Raw genomic sequence first — 18,240 nt, forward strand, 5'->3', positions numbered from 1 at the left:
CTCAGGCCTTGTACTCCTTGCCCTTAACGAGCCTGAGCGGCGTGTACACCATCACTTCCGTGCCGTCCTGCTTGACCACGCGGTTGCGGGTGCGCACGAGCCCGAGGCCGGGACGCCCCTTGCTAGGCCGGCATTCGATCACTTCGCATTCGACATGGATCGTGTCGCCCACGTAGGTCGGGCCTTTGATGTCGAGCTCCATGTTCAGGAACGCAAAGCCGACGCCCTGCATGGTGGCCTGCGTGAGCAGCCCTTCCATGAGCGTAAACACCAGCGCTCCCGGCGCGACACGGCCCTTGATGGCGGATTGCTCGCGCAAGAACTCGGTGTTGGTGAACAGGACTTCCAGCATGCCGGTCACCGAGACAAAATTCACGACATCCGTTTCCGTGACCGTCCGGCCTACGGTTTTGAACTTGCGTCCAACGGGCAGATCCTCCCAGTGAATCCCCAGACCAACCGTTTCGATTTCTACCATTGCCTGTCCTCTGTTGTTGTCGCTCGATTGTTAGATCAGCTGTCGTCGTCAGTTCTTCTTGATGCGGCCGAGCACGTTGTCCGCGACGATGTTGCGCTGAATCTGGTTGGTGCCCTCGATGATCTGCACCACCTTCGCGTCGCGGAAATATCGATTGATCGGGTACTCGTTGGAGATGCCCGCGGCGCCGAAAAGCTGTACGGCGTCGGTCGCGACCTTCATCGCGACATCCGATGCGAACATCTTCGCCATCGCCGCCATAGGGGCGAGTTCACGGCCTCTGACGCCCGCGTCGACGAGCGACGCCGTGCGATAGACGAGCTGGCGCGCAGCCTCGGTCTGGGTGACCATGTCAGCGATCATCCAGCGCACGCCCTGAAAGTTGCTGATGCTCTGACCGAATGCAACGCGGTCCTGAATGAATTTGACGGTGTGATCGATCGCGCCCTGCGCGATGCCTACCGCGCGCGCGGCCACGATGGGGCGGCTCGTGTTGAGCGTCTCCATTGCCACCTTGAACCCCTGGCCGCCTTCGGGCCCGAGACGATCTTCCGTGCGGATGAAAGCGTCGTCGAAATAAAGCGGACACGACGGGACGCCGCGCGCGCCCATCTTGTCTTCTTCGTTGCCGATCGTCAGACCCGGCGTGTTGCGATCGACGATGAATAGATTGATGCCGAGCGGCTGTCCTTCTTCATCGAGCGTCTTGGCGGCGACCAGAATGAAGTCGGCGATATGCGAATTCGTGCACCAGATCTTCGAGCCGTTGAGCAAATATCCGCCATTCTTGCGGCGTGCCGTGGTGCGAATGCCCGAGACGTCGGAGCCGCTTTGCGCTTCGGTAATCGACAGAGCGCCCCGCAAGTCGCCGGAGGCGAGTCCAGGCAGAAGGCGAGCCTTCTGTTCTTCGGTGCCGCCTTCGAGAATCGCTCCGAACGGCGTCCATTGCACGACCAGCAGATAGCCCGTGTTGTAGCAAACCCGCCCGAATTCCTCGACGGCGATACAGGCCGACATCAGGCTTCCAGCGCCGCCATACGCTTCGGGAAACGGCAGCGTGAAGAGGCCCAGTTCCTTGAGCAGAGCGTACATATCGTGCGGATACTCGGCCGTACGGTCGATCTCGTCGGCGCGTGTCGCCACGCGCTCCCTTGCGACGCGGCGGATGAGGTCGCGGATCTGAACCTGGTCGTCTGTTAGTTCGTATGTCACTTCGAGCTCTCTTGCTAGCGGTTTTTCTGGGGCGGCCCCGGATTCGTCACCGGAGAGGGGACACGTCGCCCCCGCCGACCTCTTCCGACTCACGCCGGTCTCTTCAGGTAATTGAACAATGTTCGATAAATTAAACGAATCGCTTGCCGGTCGTCAAGCGCTGAAACCTGCGGCCGCGGGTTTCTCCGAGGTGCGCCAGCAATTTGGTCGGGATGTAGTGGCAGCCTTGCGCGACGGGGCGTGGCAGGGGTTTTCCGGCGTTGACAGCATCCTTCCAATCCGTTTAAGATTTGGAACAGTGTTCGGTTATGTGTTCCATTTTGACCCGACAGAGTGGCTCGATTCGGCGCGAGCCCGTGGCAAAACGATTTGGAGGAGCGGGGAATGGACTCTCTTTGTCCTGAAGTCGATTATCAGAAGTTTCTGGCCGAGGGCCGCTTGATGATCCAGCGTAGCCGCAGCAGCGGTCGCTATGTGTTCTACCCGCGCGTAGCTGAGCCGGTTACGGGGATGCGCGACCTCGAGTGGGTCGAAGCCTGCGGGAATGGCACGGTTTATTCCACCACCGTGGTGCGCCAGAAATCGCCCGCGCCAAGCTACAACGTCGCCGTGATCGATCTGGAAGAAGGTGTGCGCATGCTCAGCTGTGTAGAGGGCATCGAGCCAGAGGCCGTGCGAATTGGTATGCCCGTGCAGGCGAAGATCGTGTACCGGGGAGATGGGGCACTGCTTGTGTTCGAACCAGCCTGACGCCCGCTAACCGCAACCGGCCGTCAAGAGCCGGTCGCACCGATGAAAGGTAGATCGATGGAATTCAACTTGCGCGGGCGTACCGCACTGGTGGCAGGCGCCACCTATGGCATTGGGGAAGCACCTGGCTTGTCGTCGCTGGATCTTGCTGCGCGTGCCTCCGTTGACGCGCTGGCTCAGGTAGGGCTGACGCCTGGCGATGTCGACGGGCTTTTCGTGTGTACGCCGGACGACATGCTCTCGGGCCTCACGTTTGCCGAATACCTCGGTATTAACCCGAGGTTCACCGACAACAATCGAAGCGGCGGCTCGGCGTTCGAAATATACGCGCACACCGCGGCCATGGCGTTGTGTACGGGACAGATCGACGTTGCGTTGATCGCATATGGAAGCAATCAGCGCAGCGCGGCGGGCAAACTGGTGCAATCGTCGCGCCCCTCGCCGTGGGAGAGCCCGTACAAGCCGATGAATCCGGTTTCGTCATATGCGCTTGCGGCGGCGCGGCATATGCATCAGTACGGCACGAAGCGCGAGCATCTCGCCGAAGTGGCCGTAGCCGCGCGCAACTGGGCGCAGCTCAACCCCGAAGCGTACATGCGTACGCCGTTGTCGATCGAAGATGTGATGGGCGCACGCCTCGTGTCCGACCCGCTTTCCGTGCGTGATTGCTGCCTCGTGACCGATGGCGCGGCGGCGGTCGTCATGGTGCGCGCCGATCGGGCGCGCGATCTGACCGACAAGCCGGTATATCTATTGGGTGCAGCTTCGGCCACCTCGCACCGCGAAATCGCGAGCATGCCGGACCTCACGGTGACCGCCGCAGCGGAATCAGGCCGGCGTGCGTATGAGATGGCGGGCGTGAAAGCAGGCGATATCGACGTCGCGATGCTCTACGACGCTTTCACGATCAACACCATTCTGTTTCTCGAAGACCTCGGCTTTTGCGCTAAAGGCGAAGGCGGCCACTTCGTAGCGGATGGCGGCATCGCGCCGGGTGGCCGGCTGGCGGTGAACACCAACGGCGGCGGTCTGTCCTGCGTTCACCCCGGCATGTATGGACTCTTTCTGATGGAAGAATCGATGCGGCAATTGACGGGCCGCGCCGGCGAGCGCCAGATCCCGGGCGCGAAGCTGGCGATCGCGCACGGCAACGGCGGCGTGCTGTCGAGCCAGGCCACGGTGATTCTCGGAACACAGGAAACGCTGTAAGACACGCCGCCCGCCAGGGTCACTGTCAACAGCTTTGCATGGAATCAGAGTAAGTGCTACAGCGCCAACTCTGATCGACAGGAGACGGACAGATGAGCGAAGAGACCAGCAACGATGCAGCCGAGATCGTACAGGTCCGGCAAGACGGTGCGATCGCGATCGTCACATTGAACTATCCGCAACGGCGCAACGCGTTTTCGCTGAAGATGCGCGAGACCTTATACGCGCAGCTTTATCGCCTGATGCATCACGAGGAAACTTGCCGTGCGATCGTATTGACTGGCGCGGGCAATACGTTTTGCGCAGGCGGAGACATTTCGGAGATGCAGGCGCGCAAGGTACTCGAATACCGCCAGCGCAATGAACTGCCGCTCGATATTTTCAGGCTGATGGTCGAAGGACCGAAAGCGGTTGTCGCCGCCGTCGAGGGGTTTGCGTTCGGCGCCGGCCTCTCGCTCGCCGCCGCGTGCGACTACGTCGTCACGTCGTCGGCCGCGCGATATGCGAGCGCGTTCATCAAGGTGGGGCTGCTGCCCGATACGGGGCTCTATTGGTCGCTGTCGCAGCGCGTGGGCGGCGGTCTTGCACGCGAACTGATGCTGAGCGCGCGCGAGTTCGATGGCGTCGAAGCAGGCGAAACCGGTTTTGCGAATCAGGTCGTAGAGCCCGGCGAGGCGCTGAACGCCGCATTGAAGGTGGCGCAACAGTACGCGGAACTGCCGTCGGTGGCCACCGCGCACCTGAAGGCCGCGCTCGCGACGGGCATCCGCACGCTCGACGATGCGATCGAAACCGAAGTCAACCTGCAGCCTATCCTGCGCCGCAGCCGCGAACACCAGGAGGCGGTGAGCGCCTTCATGGAAAAGCGCAAGCCGGTATTCGTGGCCGACTGACGGAAGGCGATATGAGCGAAAAACAAACGGCAGAAAACGAAGTGACGTCGCTGATCGAGGTGACCCGCGAGGGACCCGTCGCGATCGTGACGCTGAACAATCCCCGGCGCCGCAACGCGATGGGACGCCAGATGCGCCAGTTGCTGCGCGACACCATGCATCGGCTGATGGTCGACGATCCGGATTCGCGCGCAATCGTCCTCGCGGGTGCGGGCGAGCACTTCTGCGCGGGCGCGGACATCTCCGAGATGACGAAGCGCACGATCCTGCAAAGCCGCGAGATCCTGGCGGAGTCGTGCGTCGTGGTGCGGGAAATGCAGGCTGGACCGAAACCGGTCGTGGCGGCGGTGGAAGGCGTGGCCTTCGGCGCCGGTCTGTCGCTCGCGGTGGCGACCGACTACGTCGTCGCGGCTTCGACTGCGCGGTTTTGCGCGGCGTTTCTGCGTGTAGGTCTGATTCCGGATACCGGCATTCTGTGGACGCTGCCGAAACGCATCGGCATGGCTCGCGCGCGCGAGATGCTCTCGCTCGCCACCGAGATCGACGGAGACAAGGCCAAAAACATTCACCTTGCGAACGAAGTCGTCGAGCCGGGTACTGCGCGCGCGAAGGCAATCGAAGTGGCGCGCGGCCTCGCCGAGCTGCCGCCGCTCGGCGTGGCGCTGCTGAAGGACGCGCTGACCAACGCCGCGACGACCATGGAAGGCGCGCTGAGAGCCGAGATCGACTTTCAGCCCATCCTGCGTCAGTCGAAAGACCATCAGGCTGCCTGCAAGGCGTTTATGGAAAAGACCACACCGGTCTTCACGGGCGAGTGAGCGCGGGGAGCAATGCGATGACTATCGAGCAGAAAGAAAAGGCTGCGGACGAGATCGTGCAGCTTCGCCGCGAAGGCGACGTGACCATCGTCACGATGAACTATCCCGAGCGCCGCAACGCGTTCTCCATGAAGATGCGTCTCGCGCTGACCGAGGTGTTCCAGCGGCTGATGCACGACCACCCGGATACCCGCGCGATCGTGCTGACGGGCGCGGGCGGCCATTTTTGCGCGGGCGGCGACCTGTCCGAAATGCACGCGGCCACGCCACCGCTGCTGGCGCTTCGTGAGCGTATCGCAGTGGGTGTGCGTCTTTTCAAGCTGATCTATACGGGCACGAAACCCGTCGTTGCGGCGGTAGAGGGCACATGCTACGGGGCGGGGGTGTCACTGGCTGCCGCATGCGATGTCGTGGTAAGCGCCGATACAGCGAGATATTCGTGTGCCTTTGGCAAGGTTGGGCTGTTGCCCGATACCGGCATTCTGTGGACGCTGCCGCAAAAGATCGGCGGCGGCAAGGCGCGTGAGCTGATGCTCAGGGGCAATGTGATCGACGCCGCCGAGGCGCGCCGCCTCGGCCTCGTCAGCGAGGTGGCCGCAAGCGGCGGCGTGCTCGATGCGGCAATCGGGACCGCGGCGCGCTTCGCGAGTTATCCGCCAGTGACGCTGGCGCTCCTGAAGGCGAGCCTCGTCAACGCGGGCAATTCGATCGAAGACGCATGCCGCCTCGAAACCGACCTCAATCCGCTGACCCGTCAAACGAGCGACCACACGGAGGCGGTAAAGGCCTTCATGGAAAAACGCAAGCCGGTTTTCACGGGCGCCTGACGCTGCCATTCTCCGTTGCTGTCTCTACTGGAAGTTCAACGCATATGTTTACGCCCGACCTGCTGAAGAACAAACGAATTCTCATCACCGGAGGCGGCACTGGCCTTGGCAAGAGTATCGGCCGACGCTACCTCGAACTGGGCGCCGAACTCGTCATCTGTGGTCGCCGCAAGGAAGTGCTGGACGCGACGGCCGACGAGTTTCGCGGCGCGGTGCCGGGCGCCCGTGTCACGACGGTGCAGGCGGACGTGCGCAGCGCGGAGTCCGTCGAGTCGATGATGGACACGATCTGGCGGGACGGTCCGCTCGACGTGTTGCTGAACAACGCGGCGGCCAACTTCATCGCGCGCACGGAAAGCCTGTCGGCGCGGGCAGTGGATGCGGTGCTCGACATCGTGCTGCACGGCAGCTTCTATTGCACGATCGCGGCGGGCAAGCGCTGGATCGACGCGGGTCACCCGGGCAACGTGATCAGCACGGTATCGACGCCCACGATGACGGGCTCGGCCTTTACCGTGCCGTCCGCCGCGGCGAAGGCGGGTGTTCTGGCGATGACCCGCAGCCTCGCGGTCGAGTGGGGCCCGAAGGGCATTCGCCTGAACGCGGTGGCGCCCGGACTTTTCCCGACGCCGGGTGCATGGGAGCAGTTGTACCCGCCGGGATCGCAGGTCGAGCCGCAGGAGCGCTCGGTGCCGCTGCGGCGCTTCGGCGATCACACGGAACTCGCCGATCTTTACGCTTATCTGGCGTCGGATGGCTCCGGCTACATCACCGGCGACATGATCGTGATCGACGGCGGCCGCTGGATGCAGGGCGTGGGCGGTCCGACCTTCCGCGCCATGCAGGACTGGACCGACGAGCAATGGGACGCGATGCGCGCCCACGCTCGCAAGGGGTGAACGATGGGGCCGCTTGCAGGAGTTCGAATCGTCGAGCTGGCGGGCATCGGGCCGGGGCCCATGGCGGCGATGCTGCTCGCCGATCTGGGTGCCACGGTGTTGCGCATCGAGCGCCGCCAGCCGGTCAAGCTCGGTATCGAGCGTCCGCTGCGCTACAACCTGTTGCTGCGCAACCGAAAGACGATTGCGCTCGACCTGAAGGACCCGCAGGCCGTCGAGCTCGTGCTCGGTCTGGTGGAGCGCGCCGACGCACTGATAGAAGGTTTCCGGCCGGGCGTGACAGAACGACTCGGGCTGGGCCCGCAGGTCTGCCTCGAACGTAATCCGAAGCTCGCTTACGGACGCATCACCGGGTGGGGCCAGGAAGGTCCGCTCGCGCGGTACGCCGGGCACGACCTGAACTACATCGCGATCACCGGCGTACTCAACGCAATTGGCCGCTGCGACCAGTCACCGTCGATACCGCTGAATCTGATCGGCGACTATGCGGGCGGGTCGCTGTACCTGGCAATGGGACTGCTCTCGGCGATTCTGCATGCGCGCAACGGCGGCGCCGGGCAGGTCGTGGATGCCGCAATCGTCGATGGCACCGCCAATCTCGCCACCACGTTCTTCGGCATGCAGGCTGCCGGCATCTGGCGTGACGGCCGCGGGACGAATGTCACCGACTCGGGATCGCACTTCTACGACGTGTATGAATGCGCGGATGGTAAGTGGATCACGGTCGGCCCTATCGAGGACAAGTTCTATGTCGAACTGCTTCGCCTGCTCGACATCGATCCGCAAACGCTGGGAACGCAGCTCGACGCGAGCAACTGGCCCGCGGCACGCGCGCTGTTCGCGCTCAAGTTCAAGAGCCGCACGCGCGAGCAGTGGTCGACTCTGCTCGAGCATACGGACGCGTGCTTTGCTCCCGTGCTGTCGTGGACCGAGGCACCCGAGCATGCGCATCTGAAGGCGCGCGGCACGTTCATCGAAGTCGACGGCATCGTGCAGCCCGCGCCGGCGCCACGCTTTTCCGCCACCGTGCCCGCGAAGCCTACGCCGCCCGAGGCCCCCGACGCGTCCACGGTCGAGGCCGCGCTGGCCGCATGGCTCGATCCGGCCCGCATCGGCGAGCTGAAAGAAGCGGGAACGCTGGCCTGATCCGCACCGTCAGGCGACCCATCAAGACGAAACGAGACACTCATGGATCTGCGATATACCGACAAAGAGCTGGCGTTCCGCAATGAGGTGAGAGCCTTCTTCAAGGAAGCGCTGCCCGCCGACATTCGACGCAAGGCGACCTTGGGGCAGCGTTATTCGGCGGCCGACCTGCGCCGCTGGCAGCGCATTCTGTACGAACGCGGCTGGGCGACTCCCGCGTGGGACAAGGCGTGGGGCGGGACGGGCTGGAGCGCGGTGCAGCAGTACATCTTCAAGGAAGAGCTGCACATGGCGCCGGCGCCCGAGGCGCTGTCGTTCAACGTGAACATGATCGGTCCGGTTTTGATCGCGTTCGGCAGCGAAGAGCAGAAGCGCCATTTCCTTCCTCGCATCGCGAGCCTCGAATACTGGTTCTGCCAGGGGTTTTCCGAGCCCGGCGCCGGTTCGGACCTGGCCGCGCTGCGAACCCAGGCGGTCCGCGACGGCGACCACTACGTGATCAACGGGCAGAAGCTGTGGACTTCGACCGCGCATCACGCCGACTGGATGTTCTGTCTCGTGCGCACGGATTCGAGCGGCAAGAAGCAGCAGGGCATCACGTATCTGCTGATCGACATGAAGACACCGGGCCTGACCGTGCGCCCGATCATCACGATCGACGGCCACCATGAAACCAACGAGGTGTTCTTCGACAACGTGCGCGTGCCGGTTGCGAACCGGGTCGGCGAGGAAAACAAGGGCTGGGATTACGCGAAATATCTGCTTGGCAACGAGCGCAGCGGCATCGCGCGCGTGGGCGTTTCGAAGATGCGCGTGCGTCATGCGAAGGAGCTCGCGAAGCGCGTGCCCTGCGGCGACGGCGTGCTGTGGGACGACCCGCGTTTTCGCGAACGCGTCGCGGCCGTCGAGGTGGAGCTGAAGGCCCTGGAAATGACGCAGATGCGCGTGATCGCCGAAAGCAGCGCGCAGGACAGCCACGTGCCCGACCCGAAGACTTCGATCCTGAAGATCAAGGGTTCGGAGCTGCAGCAACTCGCGGCTGAATTGCTCCTCGAGGTCGCCGGGCCGGACGCGTTGCCGCTCGATCTCGACTTCCTGCGCGGGCTTGGCGATCCGGTTCGGGAACCCGAATGGGGGCTCACGATCGCGCCGAATCACTACTTCGCGCGCCACGTCTCGATCGTGGGCGGCTCCAACGAGATTCAGAAGAACATTCTCGCCAAGTCCGTGCTCGGACTTTGAGCGACCGGCGAACTGCGGAGAAGCATCAGATATGGACTTTGATTTCACCGATGAGCAACGCATGCTCAAGGACAGCGTCGAGCGGCTCGTCAAGGACGAGTACGGCTTCGAGCAGCGCGCGAAGTATCTCGCTGAGCCTGACGGTTTCAGCCGGGCGCTCTGGGCGCGTTACGCCGACATGGGTCTGCTGGGCCTTTCGTTCGACGAGGAATACGGCGGCAGTAACTGCGGCCCGGTCGAAACGATGATCGTGATGGAGGCGTTGGGCCGTGGGCTCGCAGTCGAACCGTATCTTGCGACGGTCGTGCTGGGCGGCGGCTTCGTGCGCCTCGGCGGCAACGCGGCGCAACGTGCGGCGATTCTGCCGCAGATTGCGCAGGGTGAGCTGCAGATGGCGTTCGCCCACAGCGAGGCGCAGTCGCGCTACGACCTTGCGGACGTTGCGACCACCGCACGGCGCGACGCCGACGGCTGGGTGCTCGACGGCGCCAAGCGCGTGGTGCTGCACGGCGGCAGCGCCGATCTTCTGGTGGTGTCGGCGCGCGTGTCGGGCGGCAGACGCGCGCGCGACGGCATCGGTCTGTTCGTGGTCAGCGGCGACGCGGCTGGCGTGACGCGCCACTCGTATCCGACGCAAGACCGGTTGCGTGCGGCAGACATCGAATTGTCCGGCGTGCGCGTTGCGGATAGCGACGTGCTGGGCGTGGCGGGCGCCGCGTTGCCGCTGATCGAAGCGGTCGTTGCGCACGCCATCGCGGCGGTGAGCGCGGAAGCCGTGGGCGCAATGGCCGCCGCGCACGAAGAAACAGTCGAGTATCTGAAGGTCCGCAAGCAGTTTGGCGTGCCTATCGGATCGTTTCAGGCACTCCAGCATCGTGCGGTCGACATGCTCGTCATGGTGGAGCAGGCGCGCAGCATGGCGCTCTTCGCGACCATGATGAGCGAGGAGCCGGATGCGGCCGAACGCGACCGCAGCATGTCCGCGGCGAAAGTGCAGATCGGACGCTCGGGCCGTTTCGTCGGTCAGCAAGGCGTGCAACTTCACGGCGGCATCGGGATGACCGAAGAGTGCAAGATCGGCCACTACCTGAGACGCCTGAGCGTGATCGATATCCAGTTCGGTTCGACCGAACATCATCTGACCCAGCTCGCCAATGCCGGCGGGCTGATCGATGCAGCAGCGTGAGCCGCGCGTCCAGCCAAGCAAACGGAATCCATTCATGAGCCGAATTTCCAAACCCGATCAATATCAGGAACTGCGCGACGCGTTGCGTGACCTCTCGAAGGAGTACCCGGACGAGTACTGGCGCCGTATCGATCATGAGCGCGTCTATCCGGAGGCCTTCGTCGACGCACTGACGAAGGCCGGCTGGATGGCTGCGCTGATTCCCCAGGAGTATGGCGGTTCCGGCCTCGGGTTGACCGAGGCGTCCGTGATCATGGAGGAGATCAACCGCAACGGCGGCAACTCCGGGTTCTGCCACGGCCAGATGTACAACATGAATACGCTGCTGCGTAATGGCTCGGAAGCGCAAAAGCGCAAATACCTGCCGAAGATCGCGAGCGGAGAGTTGCGTCTGCAATCGATGGCCGTGACCGAGCCGACCACGGGAACGGACACGACAAAGCTGAAGACCAACGCTGTAAAAAAAGGCGGCCGTTACGTGGTCAACGGCCAGAAGGTGTGGATATCACGCGTGCAGCACTCGGACATGATGATCCTGCTCGCGCGCACCACGCCGCTGTCGGACGTGAAGAAGAAGTCGGATGGGCTGTCGTGCTTCCTCGTGGACCTGCATCAGGCGATCGGCAATGGCCTGACCGTGCGACCGATTCCGAACATGGTCAACCACGAGACCAACGAACTGTTCTTCGATAATCTGGAAATCCCTGAAGAGAACCTGATCGGCGAGGAAGGCAAAGGTTTCAAGTACATCCTCGACGGGCTCAACGCCGAGCGCGCACTGATCGCCGCCGAGTGTATCGGCGACGGCTACTGGTTCGTCGATCGCGCATCGAAGTACGCGAGCGAGCGCATCGTGTTCGACCGGCCGATCGGCATGAATCAGGGCATCCAGTTTCCGATTGCCGAGTCATACATCGACGTGCGTGCGGCCGACCTCATGCGCTACAAGGCTTGCGAGCTGTTCGACAATCATCAGCCGTGCGGCGCGGAAGCGAACATGGCGAAGCATCTCGCGGCCACGGCTTCGTGGAAGGCCGCCAATGCCTGTCTGCAGACACATGGCGGTTTCGGGTTCGCCTGCGAATACGACGTCGAACGCAAGTTCCGCGAAACGCGTCTCTATCAGGTGGCGCCGATTTCGACGAACCTGATTCTGTCCTACGTCGCCGAGCACGTGCTCGACCTGCCGCGTTCATTCTGAGCTTTGGAGGGATCTCATGCGCTTCGAGACCATTCTGTACGACGTCAAGGACCGTATTGCAACGATCACGCTGAACCGTCCGGAACACATGAACACCTGGAACGACCAGGTGGCGACCGAGGTGTACGAGGCGATGCAGGCGGCGGGCGCGGATCATGGCGTGCGCGTCATCGTTTTCACCGGTGCTGGCAAGGCGTTTTGCGCGGGCGGCGATATTCACAGCTTTGGCGGCGACCCGGCCGCGCTGATGACGAAGCTGCCGCGCCCGTTCGACATGCGCAAGCGCGCCGACTGGCAGACGCGCTGCTCGTACTATCCGGCCATCCCGAAACCGGTGATCGCGATGCTCAACGGTGCGACGGTCGGCATTGGCCTGATCCACGCGCTCTTTTGCGACCTCCGCTTTGCGTCGGAAGACGCCACCATCACGACGGCATTCGCGCGCCGGGGCCTGACCGCGGAGTACGGCATGGCCTGGATACTCGCGCGCCACGTCGGCCAGGCGCACGCGCTCGACCTGCTGATGTCGGGACGCAAGATCAAGGGACGTGAAGCCGAACGGATGGGACTCGTGAATCGGGCAATCCCGGCCGACAAGCTCGTCGAGGAGACCTATGCCTACGCGCGCGAAATGGCCGAGTACTGCTCGCCGCGCTCGATGCGCATCATGAAGGAGCAGGTCTGGGAGGTGCCATTCCAGACGCCCCACGAGGCGGTGATGTACGCCGGACTGGACATGCCGATCGCCAACCAGTGCGATGACTACAAGGAAGGCATGGCGAGCTTCCTCGAGAAGCGCAAGCCCAACTTCACGGACCACTGAGCACACATAGGACTATCACCTCATGCTGAACTACGAAGTCGTCAAGAACTGGCCGATCGAGGATGTTACGCAGACGTACAGCGAGCGCGACGTGATGCTGTATTCGCTGGGTCTCGGGCTGGGCGGAGACCCGCTCGACACCGAACAGCTGCGCTACGTGTACGAAAAGGACCTGCAAGCGATGCCGACCTGCGCGGCCGCGTTCGCGTGGCCGAAATCGTGGATGCGCGACCCGCGCACCGGCATCGACTACCTGAAGCTCGTGCATGGTGAGCAGGACGTGCGTTTCGTGCGCCCGATGCCGGTGGCGGCGACCATCGTCAGCAAGACGCGGGTGAGCCGCATCTCGGACAAAGGCGCCGGCAAAGGCGCGATCGTCGAACTCAAGCGCGACATCATCGACGCCTCGACGGGCGAACCGCTTGCCGAAGTCCGGCAGGTGTCCTTTCTGCGTGGCGACGGCGGATTCAGCGCCGAGTCGGGCGCGAGCGACGCGCCGCCCGAAGCGCTTCCGGCGGTGCCCGAGCGTGCGCCCGATGCGGAATACGTGTTCCCGACCGGTGCCCATGCTGCGTTGATCTACCGCCTTTCGGGCGATGCGAACCCGCTGCACGCGGACCCGGAGGTAGCGTCGAAGGCCGGCTTCAGCCGTCCCATTCTTCACGGCCTCGCGACCTACGGTATGGCGGGTTACGCGGCGATTCGCAGGTTCGCGGGCAACGACGCATCGCGCTTGAAGCGACTGGCGTTGCGCCTGACTTCGCCGGTGTACCCCGGCGAAGAAGTGCGCTTCCAGTTCTGGCGGGACAGTGACACGCGCCTGCATTTGCGCGCGCGCGTCGACGCGCGCGACGCGGTGGTGCTGAACAACGGCATCGTGGAAATTGCCTGAAACCGCGCCCGGCAACGCCGACGTGCTTTGCCGGGCAGCGACTGGAGCCTGAAATGAAACGAACCCCATGCTCACTGTTGTTCGCGGCCCCCCGGGAGGGCTTCAGCCTCCCTTGCGGCGGCCCGGCGGGAGGCTGAAATGGACCTGAAAGAGAGTCCCGCCGACAAGGAATTTCGCGCCACGGTGCGCGAATTCGTAGCGACGCACTTGCCCGACGACATTCGCGAACGGGTGCTGAACTTCCGCCATGTGCCGCGCGAAGACTATGTCCGCTGGCAACGCATTCTGGCCGGGAACGGATGGGGCGCACCTGCATGGCCCGCCCAATTCGGCGGCGCCGCCTGGAATGCCGCGCAGCGCAACATTTTCGACGAGGAATGCTTTACCGCCGGCGCGCCGCGCCAGATGCCGTTTGGCCTTTCGATGGTCGGACCGGTGATCCAGAAGTTCGGCACCGACGCGCAGCGCGAACGGTTTCTGCCGCGCATCGTCTCGATGGAGGACTGGTGGTGTCAGGGTTACTCCGAGCCGGGGGCGGGTTCCGATCTGGCGTCGCTCAAGACGCGTGCGGACCGCGTCGAGTGCGACGGTCAGTCGTTCTACGTGGTCAACGGCCAAAAGATCTGGACCTCGTTTGCCCAGTGGGCGAACTGGATTTTCTGCCTGGTTCGCACGGATGGCAGCGGCCGTCCGCAGGAAGGCATCTCGTTCCTGCTGATCGATATGTCGACGCCCGGCATCACAGTCAGACCGATCCGCACGCTCGACGGCGGCCACGACGTCAACGAAGTGTTTTTCGATAACGTGGAAGTGCCGGTGAGCAATCTCGTCGGTGAAGAGCATCGCGGCTGGTCGATCGCAAAGTATCTGCTCGGCCATGAGCGGACCAACATCGCGGGGCTTGGCAACTGCAAGCGTTTCATGCGACGTCTGAAGGAAATTGCCAGCACCGAGCGTAAGCACGGCAAGCCGCTCATCGAGGACGTCCGCTTTCGCGATCGCATCGCCAGGGTGGAAATCGATCTGATCGCGCACGAATGGTCGCTGCTGCGCGTCGTCTCGGCCGAAACCGCGGGACGTCCGATCGGACCGGAGGCTTCGGTGCTGAAAATCCGCGGCTCGGAGATTCAGCAGGAGCTTACGGAACTGATCATGGAGTGCGCAGGCCCCTATGCGGTGCCTTTTGTAAGCGAGGCGCTGGAGGCGGACTGGCAGGGCGAAACCGCGAACGGCGAGTTGCTCAACGCGCTGGCCGCGCACTACCTGGACTGGCGCAAGATTTCGATCTACGGCGGTTCGACTGAAGTGCAGAAAAACATCATCGCCAAGCAGGCGCTCGGCATCTGAGGACACGCCATGGACTTCACGCTGGTTGAAGAGGAACAGATGCTGGCCGACGTGGTCGGCCGTTTCGTCGAAAAGGAATACGACTTCGAGGCGCGACGCCGTCTCGCCGCTACGCCCGAGGGCTGGTCGGCTGCGCACTGGACTACGCTGGCCGAAATGGGCGTGCTGGCACTGAACGTGCCGCAGGATCATGGCGGCCTTGGCACGGGGCCGGTCGAGACCATGCTCGTGATGGAAGCCTTCGGCCGTGGACTCGTATTGGAGCCGTTTGTTTCGACCGCGGTGCTCGGCGCGAAGCTGATCGGGCGCGCAGGACACGAGGCGCGCAAGGCCGAGTTGCTGACCGGCATCGCCGACGGCAGCCTGAAGACCGCGCTGGCGACGCTCGAACCCGGCGCGCGTTTCGATTTGTGGAATGTTGCGACGAGGGCCGAGCCCGCGCGTGACGGGTTCATCCTGAACGGACGGAAGGGCGTCGTATTGCACGGCGACAGTGCGGACATTCTGCTGGTATCGGCGCGTACCGCGGGCGAGCAGACCGATCAGCACGGCATCACACTCTTCGCCGTCGATGCGCGAACCCAAGGCGTCCGCGTCAGAGGATTTCCCGCACTCGATGGCCAGCGAGTCGCCGAGGTGGTGCTGGAGAACGTGCGCGTCGATGCAAAGGCTGTCATCGGCGCGGTCGATCAGGGCTACCCACTGCTCGAGTGGGCGGTCGATCAAGGCATTTTTGCGCTGTGTGCGGAAGCGGTCGGCGCGATGTCGCGGTTGAGCGAACTGACCTTTGAATACCTGCGCACGCGAAAGCAGTTCGGTTCGCCGATCGGCAAATTCCAGGCGCTGCAGCATCGCGCCGCCGATATTTTGACCGCGGTAGAGCAGGCGAAATCGATCGTCTACTTTGCCGCCGCCAAGCTCGGCGAGGACGACGACCGCGAAGCCCATCGTGCCGTCACAGCCGCCAAGGCGCTGATCGGCCGTAGTGCGCGCTTCGTGGCACAGCAAGCGGTGCAACTGCACGGCGGGATGGGTATGACCGACGAACTGGCGGTGGGGTGGTACCTGAAGCGGCTCACCTGCATCGATATGACCTGGGGAAACACCGAACACCATCTCGAACTGTACGGAGCGTTTCTGTAATCGCAGTTTGCCCGACGACCCAGAATGGTCCCGACCGCCGATACCGGTCGATTCGAAAAAGGAGACAACAGATGTCAGTAGCTGCTCATGGCGCGGCTCCGGAGCTCGCGCCAATTCCCGCGCACGTATCGCCCGAACGTGTGTTCGACATCGATATCTACAATCCGCCGGGTGCCGAGGACGACTATCATCTGTCGCTCAAGCAGTTGCACGCCGAAGGCATTCCCGACATTCTGTGGACACCGCGAAACGGCGGACACTGGATCGCGACGCGCGGCGATGACATCTATCACATCCTCAAGGACTACGAGAATTTCTCGTCGAAGCAGCTGACGGTGCCGCTCGTCGAGCATCAACCGTTGCCGCCGATCTTCTTCGATCCTCCGCAGCACACCGCCTATCGCGCGCTGATCGCGCCTGCGTTCATGCCGCAGGCAATCGGCAAGCTCGAGGAGAAGGCGCGCGAAATGGCGATCGAACTGATCGAGGGTTTCTATCCCAAAGGCGAGGTGGAATTCGTATCGGGGTTTGCGCAGCATCTGCCAATCGGCATCTTCATGAACATGGTGGCGCTGCCCGCCGAGGATCGCGAGTACTTGCTCGGCCTCGCCGACAAGATGGTCCGCCCGGTCGATGCCAACGAGAAGCTCAAGGCGCTCGGTGCGATTTTCCAGTACCTGGGGGTGAAGATCGCGGAGCGCCGCGCGAATCCGGGTGACGACCTGATCAGCAAGATCGTCCATTCGAAGATCGACGGGCGTGCGCTCACCGACGAAGAAGTGCGCGGGCTTTGCGGTCTCGTGCTGATTGGCGGCCTCGACACGGTTGCCTCGGCAATGGGTTTCATCGCGCGATTCCTCGCCGGCAGCCCGGCCCACCGCAAGCAGCTGATCGACAACCCCGAACTGACGCAGAAGGCCGTGGACGAGCTACTGCGGCGCTTCCCGGTGGTCAATCAGGGGCGGCGGATCACACACGACTTCGAATACAAGGGCGTGCAGATGAAGGCGGGCGACATGATCGTCATGCCGACCACGCTGCACGGTCTGGACGAACGAAAGTTCGACGATCCGCTGACGGTGGATTTCACTCGGCCCACGCCGATCCATTCGACGTTCGGCAATGGCGCGCATCGTTGTCCCGGCTCGTTCCTGGCGCGCGTGGAGTTGAAAGTTTTCCTTCAGGAATGGCTGAAGCGGATTCCCGATTTCCAGATCAGGCCTGGCGAGAAGGCGGGTGTCCACGGAGGTGTGAACGGCACGCTGTACCACTTGCCTCTGGTCTGGGACGTGGCCCGTTGAAGAACGGTTGCGATGGCCTTAGCAGGCCATTGTGACCATGGGCGTCTGTAGAAGACTATCTACGGCTCGGTACGCCCGTCATATCGCCCACGCCTCGTTCTATGGCGATGCCTTGCTCAGCGCGCGCCAGACAACCTTCATGGCGTGACGGAACGAGTCGACATCGAGTGTGTTCGTGTGGGCCCGGCGAAGATAGACGACGAGGCCCTGAAGATGTGAAAGGAGCAGGGCACCGCGCAGCGTACATTCTCTCGCCGCCAAGGTCGGGTTTATCTGTGCGATCAGTTCCGCCAGCAAAGCCTGGAAATCCGCGGTGGTTTTCGCCATCAACGCATGCAAGACGGGCTCGTGCTCCGCCAGACTCCACGTTTCCAGAACAAACGCGCTAACGCGCTGGCCGCCGGGCGCCGTCAGCACAGAGAACGCCTCGTCGACGATGACTTCCAACCGGGTCTCCGGTGGCCGCCGTTTGTCTTCTGCGATCGTCCGATAGTGTTCGAAATAGCGATCTGTAAATGCCTCGATCGTGGCCCGCAATAGTTCTTCGCGAGTGCTGAAATAGTGCTGCAAGGTCCTCAGTCGGATTCCCGCGTCGCTGGCAATGCGGCGTTGGGTGAACCCAGCGTTACCTTCCGATGCAAAGACCTCGATCGCCACTTCGATGATGGCGGGCACGCGGGTGGTTCGATTCCCTCGCCGTCTTGGTCCGTCTTCCGCCGTCTTGTCGAGATCTGCCGATGAGATAGTCAGGTCTTTCATCTGTTGTGCTCTCCTTCGCGTCTGCTGCCTGTCGCGCGCATTGTCAGTCCCGGATATGCAAACCTGCAGATCATTCCCCACCTGATACGAGCATCGCTCGATCCAGATCGGCCA

At 63.1% G+C, this 18,240-nt stretch carries 18 protein-coding genes; 15 read left to right on the top strand and 3 right to left on the bottom strand.

The annotated features are described in order from the left end of the window. Position 1: 1 nt before the first annotated feature. Both AB4Y34_RS24945 and AB4Y34_RS24950 read right to left on the bottom strand, forming a co-directional pair. Positions 2 to 478 (bottom strand): MaoC/PaaZ C-terminal domain-containing protein, encoded by a 477-nt coding sequence (locus tag AB4Y34_RS24945; protein ID WP_176111382.1) that lies wholly within the window; start codon positions 476 to 478, stop codon positions 2 to 4. A 48-nt stretch (positions 479 to 526) separates the two neighbouring features. Then, positions 527 to 1,690, bottom strand: a complete 1,164-nt coding sequence (locus tag AB4Y34_RS24950; protein ID WP_368717529.1) for an acyl-CoA dehydrogenase family protein — start codon at positions 1,688 to 1,690, stop codon at positions 527 to 529. A 384-nt stretch (positions 1,691 to 2,074) separates the two neighbouring features. Here AB4Y34_RS24950 and AB4Y34_RS24955 point away from each other — a divergent pair, with 384 nt between their 5' ends. The 15 genes from AB4Y34_RS24955 to AB4Y34_RS25025 all read left to right on the top strand — a co-directional run bounded on the left by AB4Y34_RS24955 (position 2,075) and on the right by AB4Y34_RS25025 (position 17,367). Next, the gene (locus tag AB4Y34_RS24955; RefSeq protein ID WP_368717530.1) at positions 2,075 to 2,440 is read left to right on the top strand and encodes a Zn-ribbon domain-containing OB-fold protein; all 366 of its coding nucleotides are present in this window, start codon (positions 2,075 to 2,077) and stop codon (positions 2,438 to 2,440) included. A gap of 57 nt (positions 2,441 to 2,497) precedes the next feature. Next, positions 2,498 to 3,649, top strand: coding sequence for a thiolase (locus tag AB4Y34_RS24960; protein WP_368717531.1), 1,152 nt, complete (start codon positions 2,498 to 2,500; stop codon positions 3,647 to 3,649). 92 nt (positions 3,650 to 3,741) lie between these two features. After that, positions 3,742 to 4,542, top strand: coding sequence for an enoyl-CoA hydratase/isomerase family protein (locus AB4Y34_RS24965; protein WP_368717532.1), 801 nt, complete (start codon positions 3,742 to 3,744; stop codon positions 4,540 to 4,542). Positions 4,543 to 4,553: 11 nt separating this feature from the next. Continuing rightward, entirely contained in the window at positions 4,554 to 5,360 is an 807-nt protein-coding gene (locus tag AB4Y34_RS24970; protein WP_368717533.1) for an enoyl-CoA hydratase/isomerase family protein, read from the top strand. A gap of 17 nt (positions 5,361 to 5,377) precedes the next feature. Continuing rightward, positions 5,378 to 6,187, top strand: a complete 810-nt coding sequence (locus AB4Y34_RS24975; protein WP_368717534.1) for an enoyl-CoA hydratase/isomerase family protein — start codon at positions 5,378 to 5,380, stop codon at positions 6,185 to 6,187. Positions 6,188 to 6,231: 44 nt separating this feature from the next. Beyond that, complete coding sequence (locus AB4Y34_RS24980; protein WP_176378383.1) at positions 6,232 to 7,086, top strand: SDR family oxidoreductase; 855 nt, start codon at positions 6,232 to 6,234, stop codon at positions 7,084 to 7,086. Positions 7,087 to 7,089: 3 nt separating this feature from the next. Continuing rightward, entirely contained in the window at positions 7,090 to 8,232 is a 1,143-nt protein-coding gene (locus AB4Y34_RS24985; protein ID WP_368717535.1) for a CaiB/BaiF CoA transferase family protein, read from the top strand. A gap of 42 nt (positions 8,233 to 8,274) precedes the next feature. Then, positions 8,275 to 9,474 carry an acyl-CoA dehydrogenase family protein gene (locus tag AB4Y34_RS24990; RefSeq protein ID WP_368717536.1) on the top strand — a complete coding sequence of 400 codons (1,200 nt, stop codon included), beginning with the start codon at positions 8,275 to 8,277 and terminating at the stop codon, positions 9,472 to 9,474. A 31-nt stretch (positions 9,475 to 9,505) separates the two neighbouring features. After that, entirely contained in the window at positions 9,506 to 10,660 is a 1,155-nt protein-coding gene (locus AB4Y34_RS24995; protein ID WP_368717537.1) for an acyl-CoA dehydrogenase family protein, read from the top strand. Positions 10,661 to 10,694: 34 nt separating this feature from the next. Then, the gene (locus AB4Y34_RS25000; RefSeq protein WP_368717538.1) at positions 10,695 to 11,861 is read left to right on the top strand and encodes an acyl-CoA dehydrogenase family protein; all 1,167 of its coding nucleotides are present in this window, start codon (positions 10,695 to 10,697) and stop codon (positions 11,859 to 11,861) included. A gap of 16 nt (positions 11,862 to 11,877) precedes the next feature. Next, positions 11,878 to 12,684, top strand: coding sequence for an enoyl-CoA hydratase (locus AB4Y34_RS25005; protein ID WP_176378378.1), 807 nt, complete (start codon positions 11,878 to 11,880; stop codon positions 12,682 to 12,684). A 22-nt stretch (positions 12,685 to 12,706) separates the two neighbouring features. Continuing rightward, positions 12,707 to 13,576 carry a MaoC/PaaZ C-terminal domain-containing protein gene (locus AB4Y34_RS25010; protein ID WP_368717539.1) on the top strand — a complete coding sequence of 290 codons (870 nt, stop codon included), beginning with the start codon at positions 12,707 to 12,709 and terminating at the stop codon, positions 13,574 to 13,576. Between the two features lie 138 nt (positions 13,577 to 13,714). Further along, entirely contained in the window at positions 13,715 to 14,923 is a 1,209-nt protein-coding gene (locus tag AB4Y34_RS25015; RefSeq protein WP_368717540.1) for an acyl-CoA dehydrogenase family protein, read from the top strand. Positions 14,924 to 14,932: 9 nt separating this feature from the next. Then, positions 14,933 to 16,066 carry an acyl-CoA dehydrogenase family protein gene (locus tag AB4Y34_RS25020; RefSeq protein WP_368717541.1) on the top strand — a complete coding sequence of 378 codons (1,134 nt, stop codon included), beginning with the start codon at positions 14,933 to 14,935 and terminating at the stop codon, positions 16,064 to 16,066. Between the two features lie 71 nt (positions 16,067 to 16,137). Then, on the top strand, positions 16,138 to 17,367 hold the full coding sequence (locus AB4Y34_RS25025) for a cytochrome P450 (RefSeq protein WP_368717542.1): 1,230 nt from the start codon (positions 16,138 to 16,140) through the stop codon (positions 17,365 to 17,367). A gap of 99 nt (positions 17,368 to 17,466) precedes the next feature. On the opposite strand, the gene AB4Y34_RS25030 is transcribed toward AB4Y34_RS25025, so the two are convergent. Then, positions 17,467 to 18,126, bottom strand: a complete 660-nt coding sequence (locus AB4Y34_RS25030) for a TetR/AcrR family transcriptional regulator (protein ID WP_176122707.1) — start codon at positions 18,124 to 18,126, stop codon at positions 17,467 to 17,469. Positions 18,127 to 18,240: the final 114 nt, after the last annotated feature.

The sequence above is a fragment of the Paraburkholderia sp. BR10954 genome, assembly GCF_040965775.1.
Lineage (GTDB): Bacteria > Pseudomonadota > Gammaproteobacteria > Burkholderiales > Burkholderiaceae > Paraburkholderia > Paraburkholderia youngii.

Excerpts from the sequence above, each read along its gene's own strand:
- AB4Y34_RS25020 (WP_368717541.1), top strand. The coding sequence starts at position 14,933 with ATGGACTTCACGCTGGTTGAAGAGGAACAGATGCTGGCCGACGTGGTC.
- AB4Y34_RS25005 (WP_176378378.1), top strand. The coding sequence starts at position 11,878 with ATGCGCTTCGAGACCATTCTGTACGACGTCAAGGACCGTATTGCAACG.
- AB4Y34_RS24995 (WP_368717537.1), top strand. The coding sequence starts at position 9,506 with ATGGACTTTGATTTCACCGATGAGCAACGCATGCTCAAGGACAGCGTC.
- AB4Y34_RS25025 (WP_368717542.1), top strand. The coding sequence starts at position 16,138 with ATGTCAGTAGCTGCTCATGGCGCGGCTCCGGAGCTCGCGCCAATTCCC.
- AB4Y34_RS25010 (WP_368717539.1), top strand. The coding sequence starts at position 12,707 with ATGCTGAACTACGAAGTCGTCAAGAACTGGCCGATCGAGGATGTTACG.
- AB4Y34_RS24975 (WP_368717534.1), top strand. The coding sequence starts at position 5,378 with ATGACTATCGAGCAGAAAGAAAAGGCTGCGGACGAGATCGTGCAGCTT.
- AB4Y34_RS24980 (WP_176378383.1), top strand. The coding sequence starts at position 6,232 with ATGTTTACGCCCGACCTGCTGAAGAACAAACGAATTCTCATCACCGGA.
- AB4Y34_RS24955 (WP_368717530.1), top strand. The coding sequence starts at position 2,075 with ATGGACTCTCTTTGTCCTGAAGTCGATTATCAGAAGTTTCTGGCCGAG.
- AB4Y34_RS24960 (WP_368717531.1), top strand. The coding sequence starts at position 2,498 with ATGGAATTCAACTTGCGCGGGCGTACCGCACTGGTGGCAGGCGCCACC.
- AB4Y34_RS25000 (WP_368717538.1), top strand. The coding sequence starts at position 10,695 with ATGAGCCGAATTTCCAAACCCGATCAATATCAGGAACTGCGCGACGCG.
- AB4Y34_RS24945 (WP_176111382.1), bottom strand. The coding sequence starts at position 478 with ATGGTAGAAATCGAAACGGTTGGTCTGGGGATTCACTGGGAGGATCTG.
- AB4Y34_RS25015 (WP_368717540.1), top strand. The coding sequence starts at position 13,715 with ATGGACCTGAAAGAGAGTCCCGCCGACAAGGAATTTCGCGCCACGGTG.
- AB4Y34_RS24985 (WP_368717535.1), top strand. The coding sequence starts at position 7,090 with ATGGGGCCGCTTGCAGGAGTTCGAATCGTCGAGCTGGCGGGCATCGGG.
- AB4Y34_RS24970 (WP_368717533.1), top strand. The coding sequence starts at position 4,554 with ATGAGCGAAAAACAAACGGCAGAAAACGAAGTGACGTCGCTGATCGAG.
- AB4Y34_RS25030 (WP_176122707.1), bottom strand. The coding sequence starts at position 18,126 with ATGAAAGACCTGACTATCTCATCGGCAGATCTCGACAAGACGGCGGAA.
- AB4Y34_RS24990 (WP_368717536.1), top strand. The coding sequence starts at position 8,275 with ATGGATCTGCGATATACCGACAAAGAGCTGGCGTTCCGCAATGAGGTG.
- AB4Y34_RS24965 (WP_368717532.1), top strand. The coding sequence starts at position 3,742 with ATGAGCGAAGAGACCAGCAACGATGCAGCCGAGATCGTACAGGTCCGG.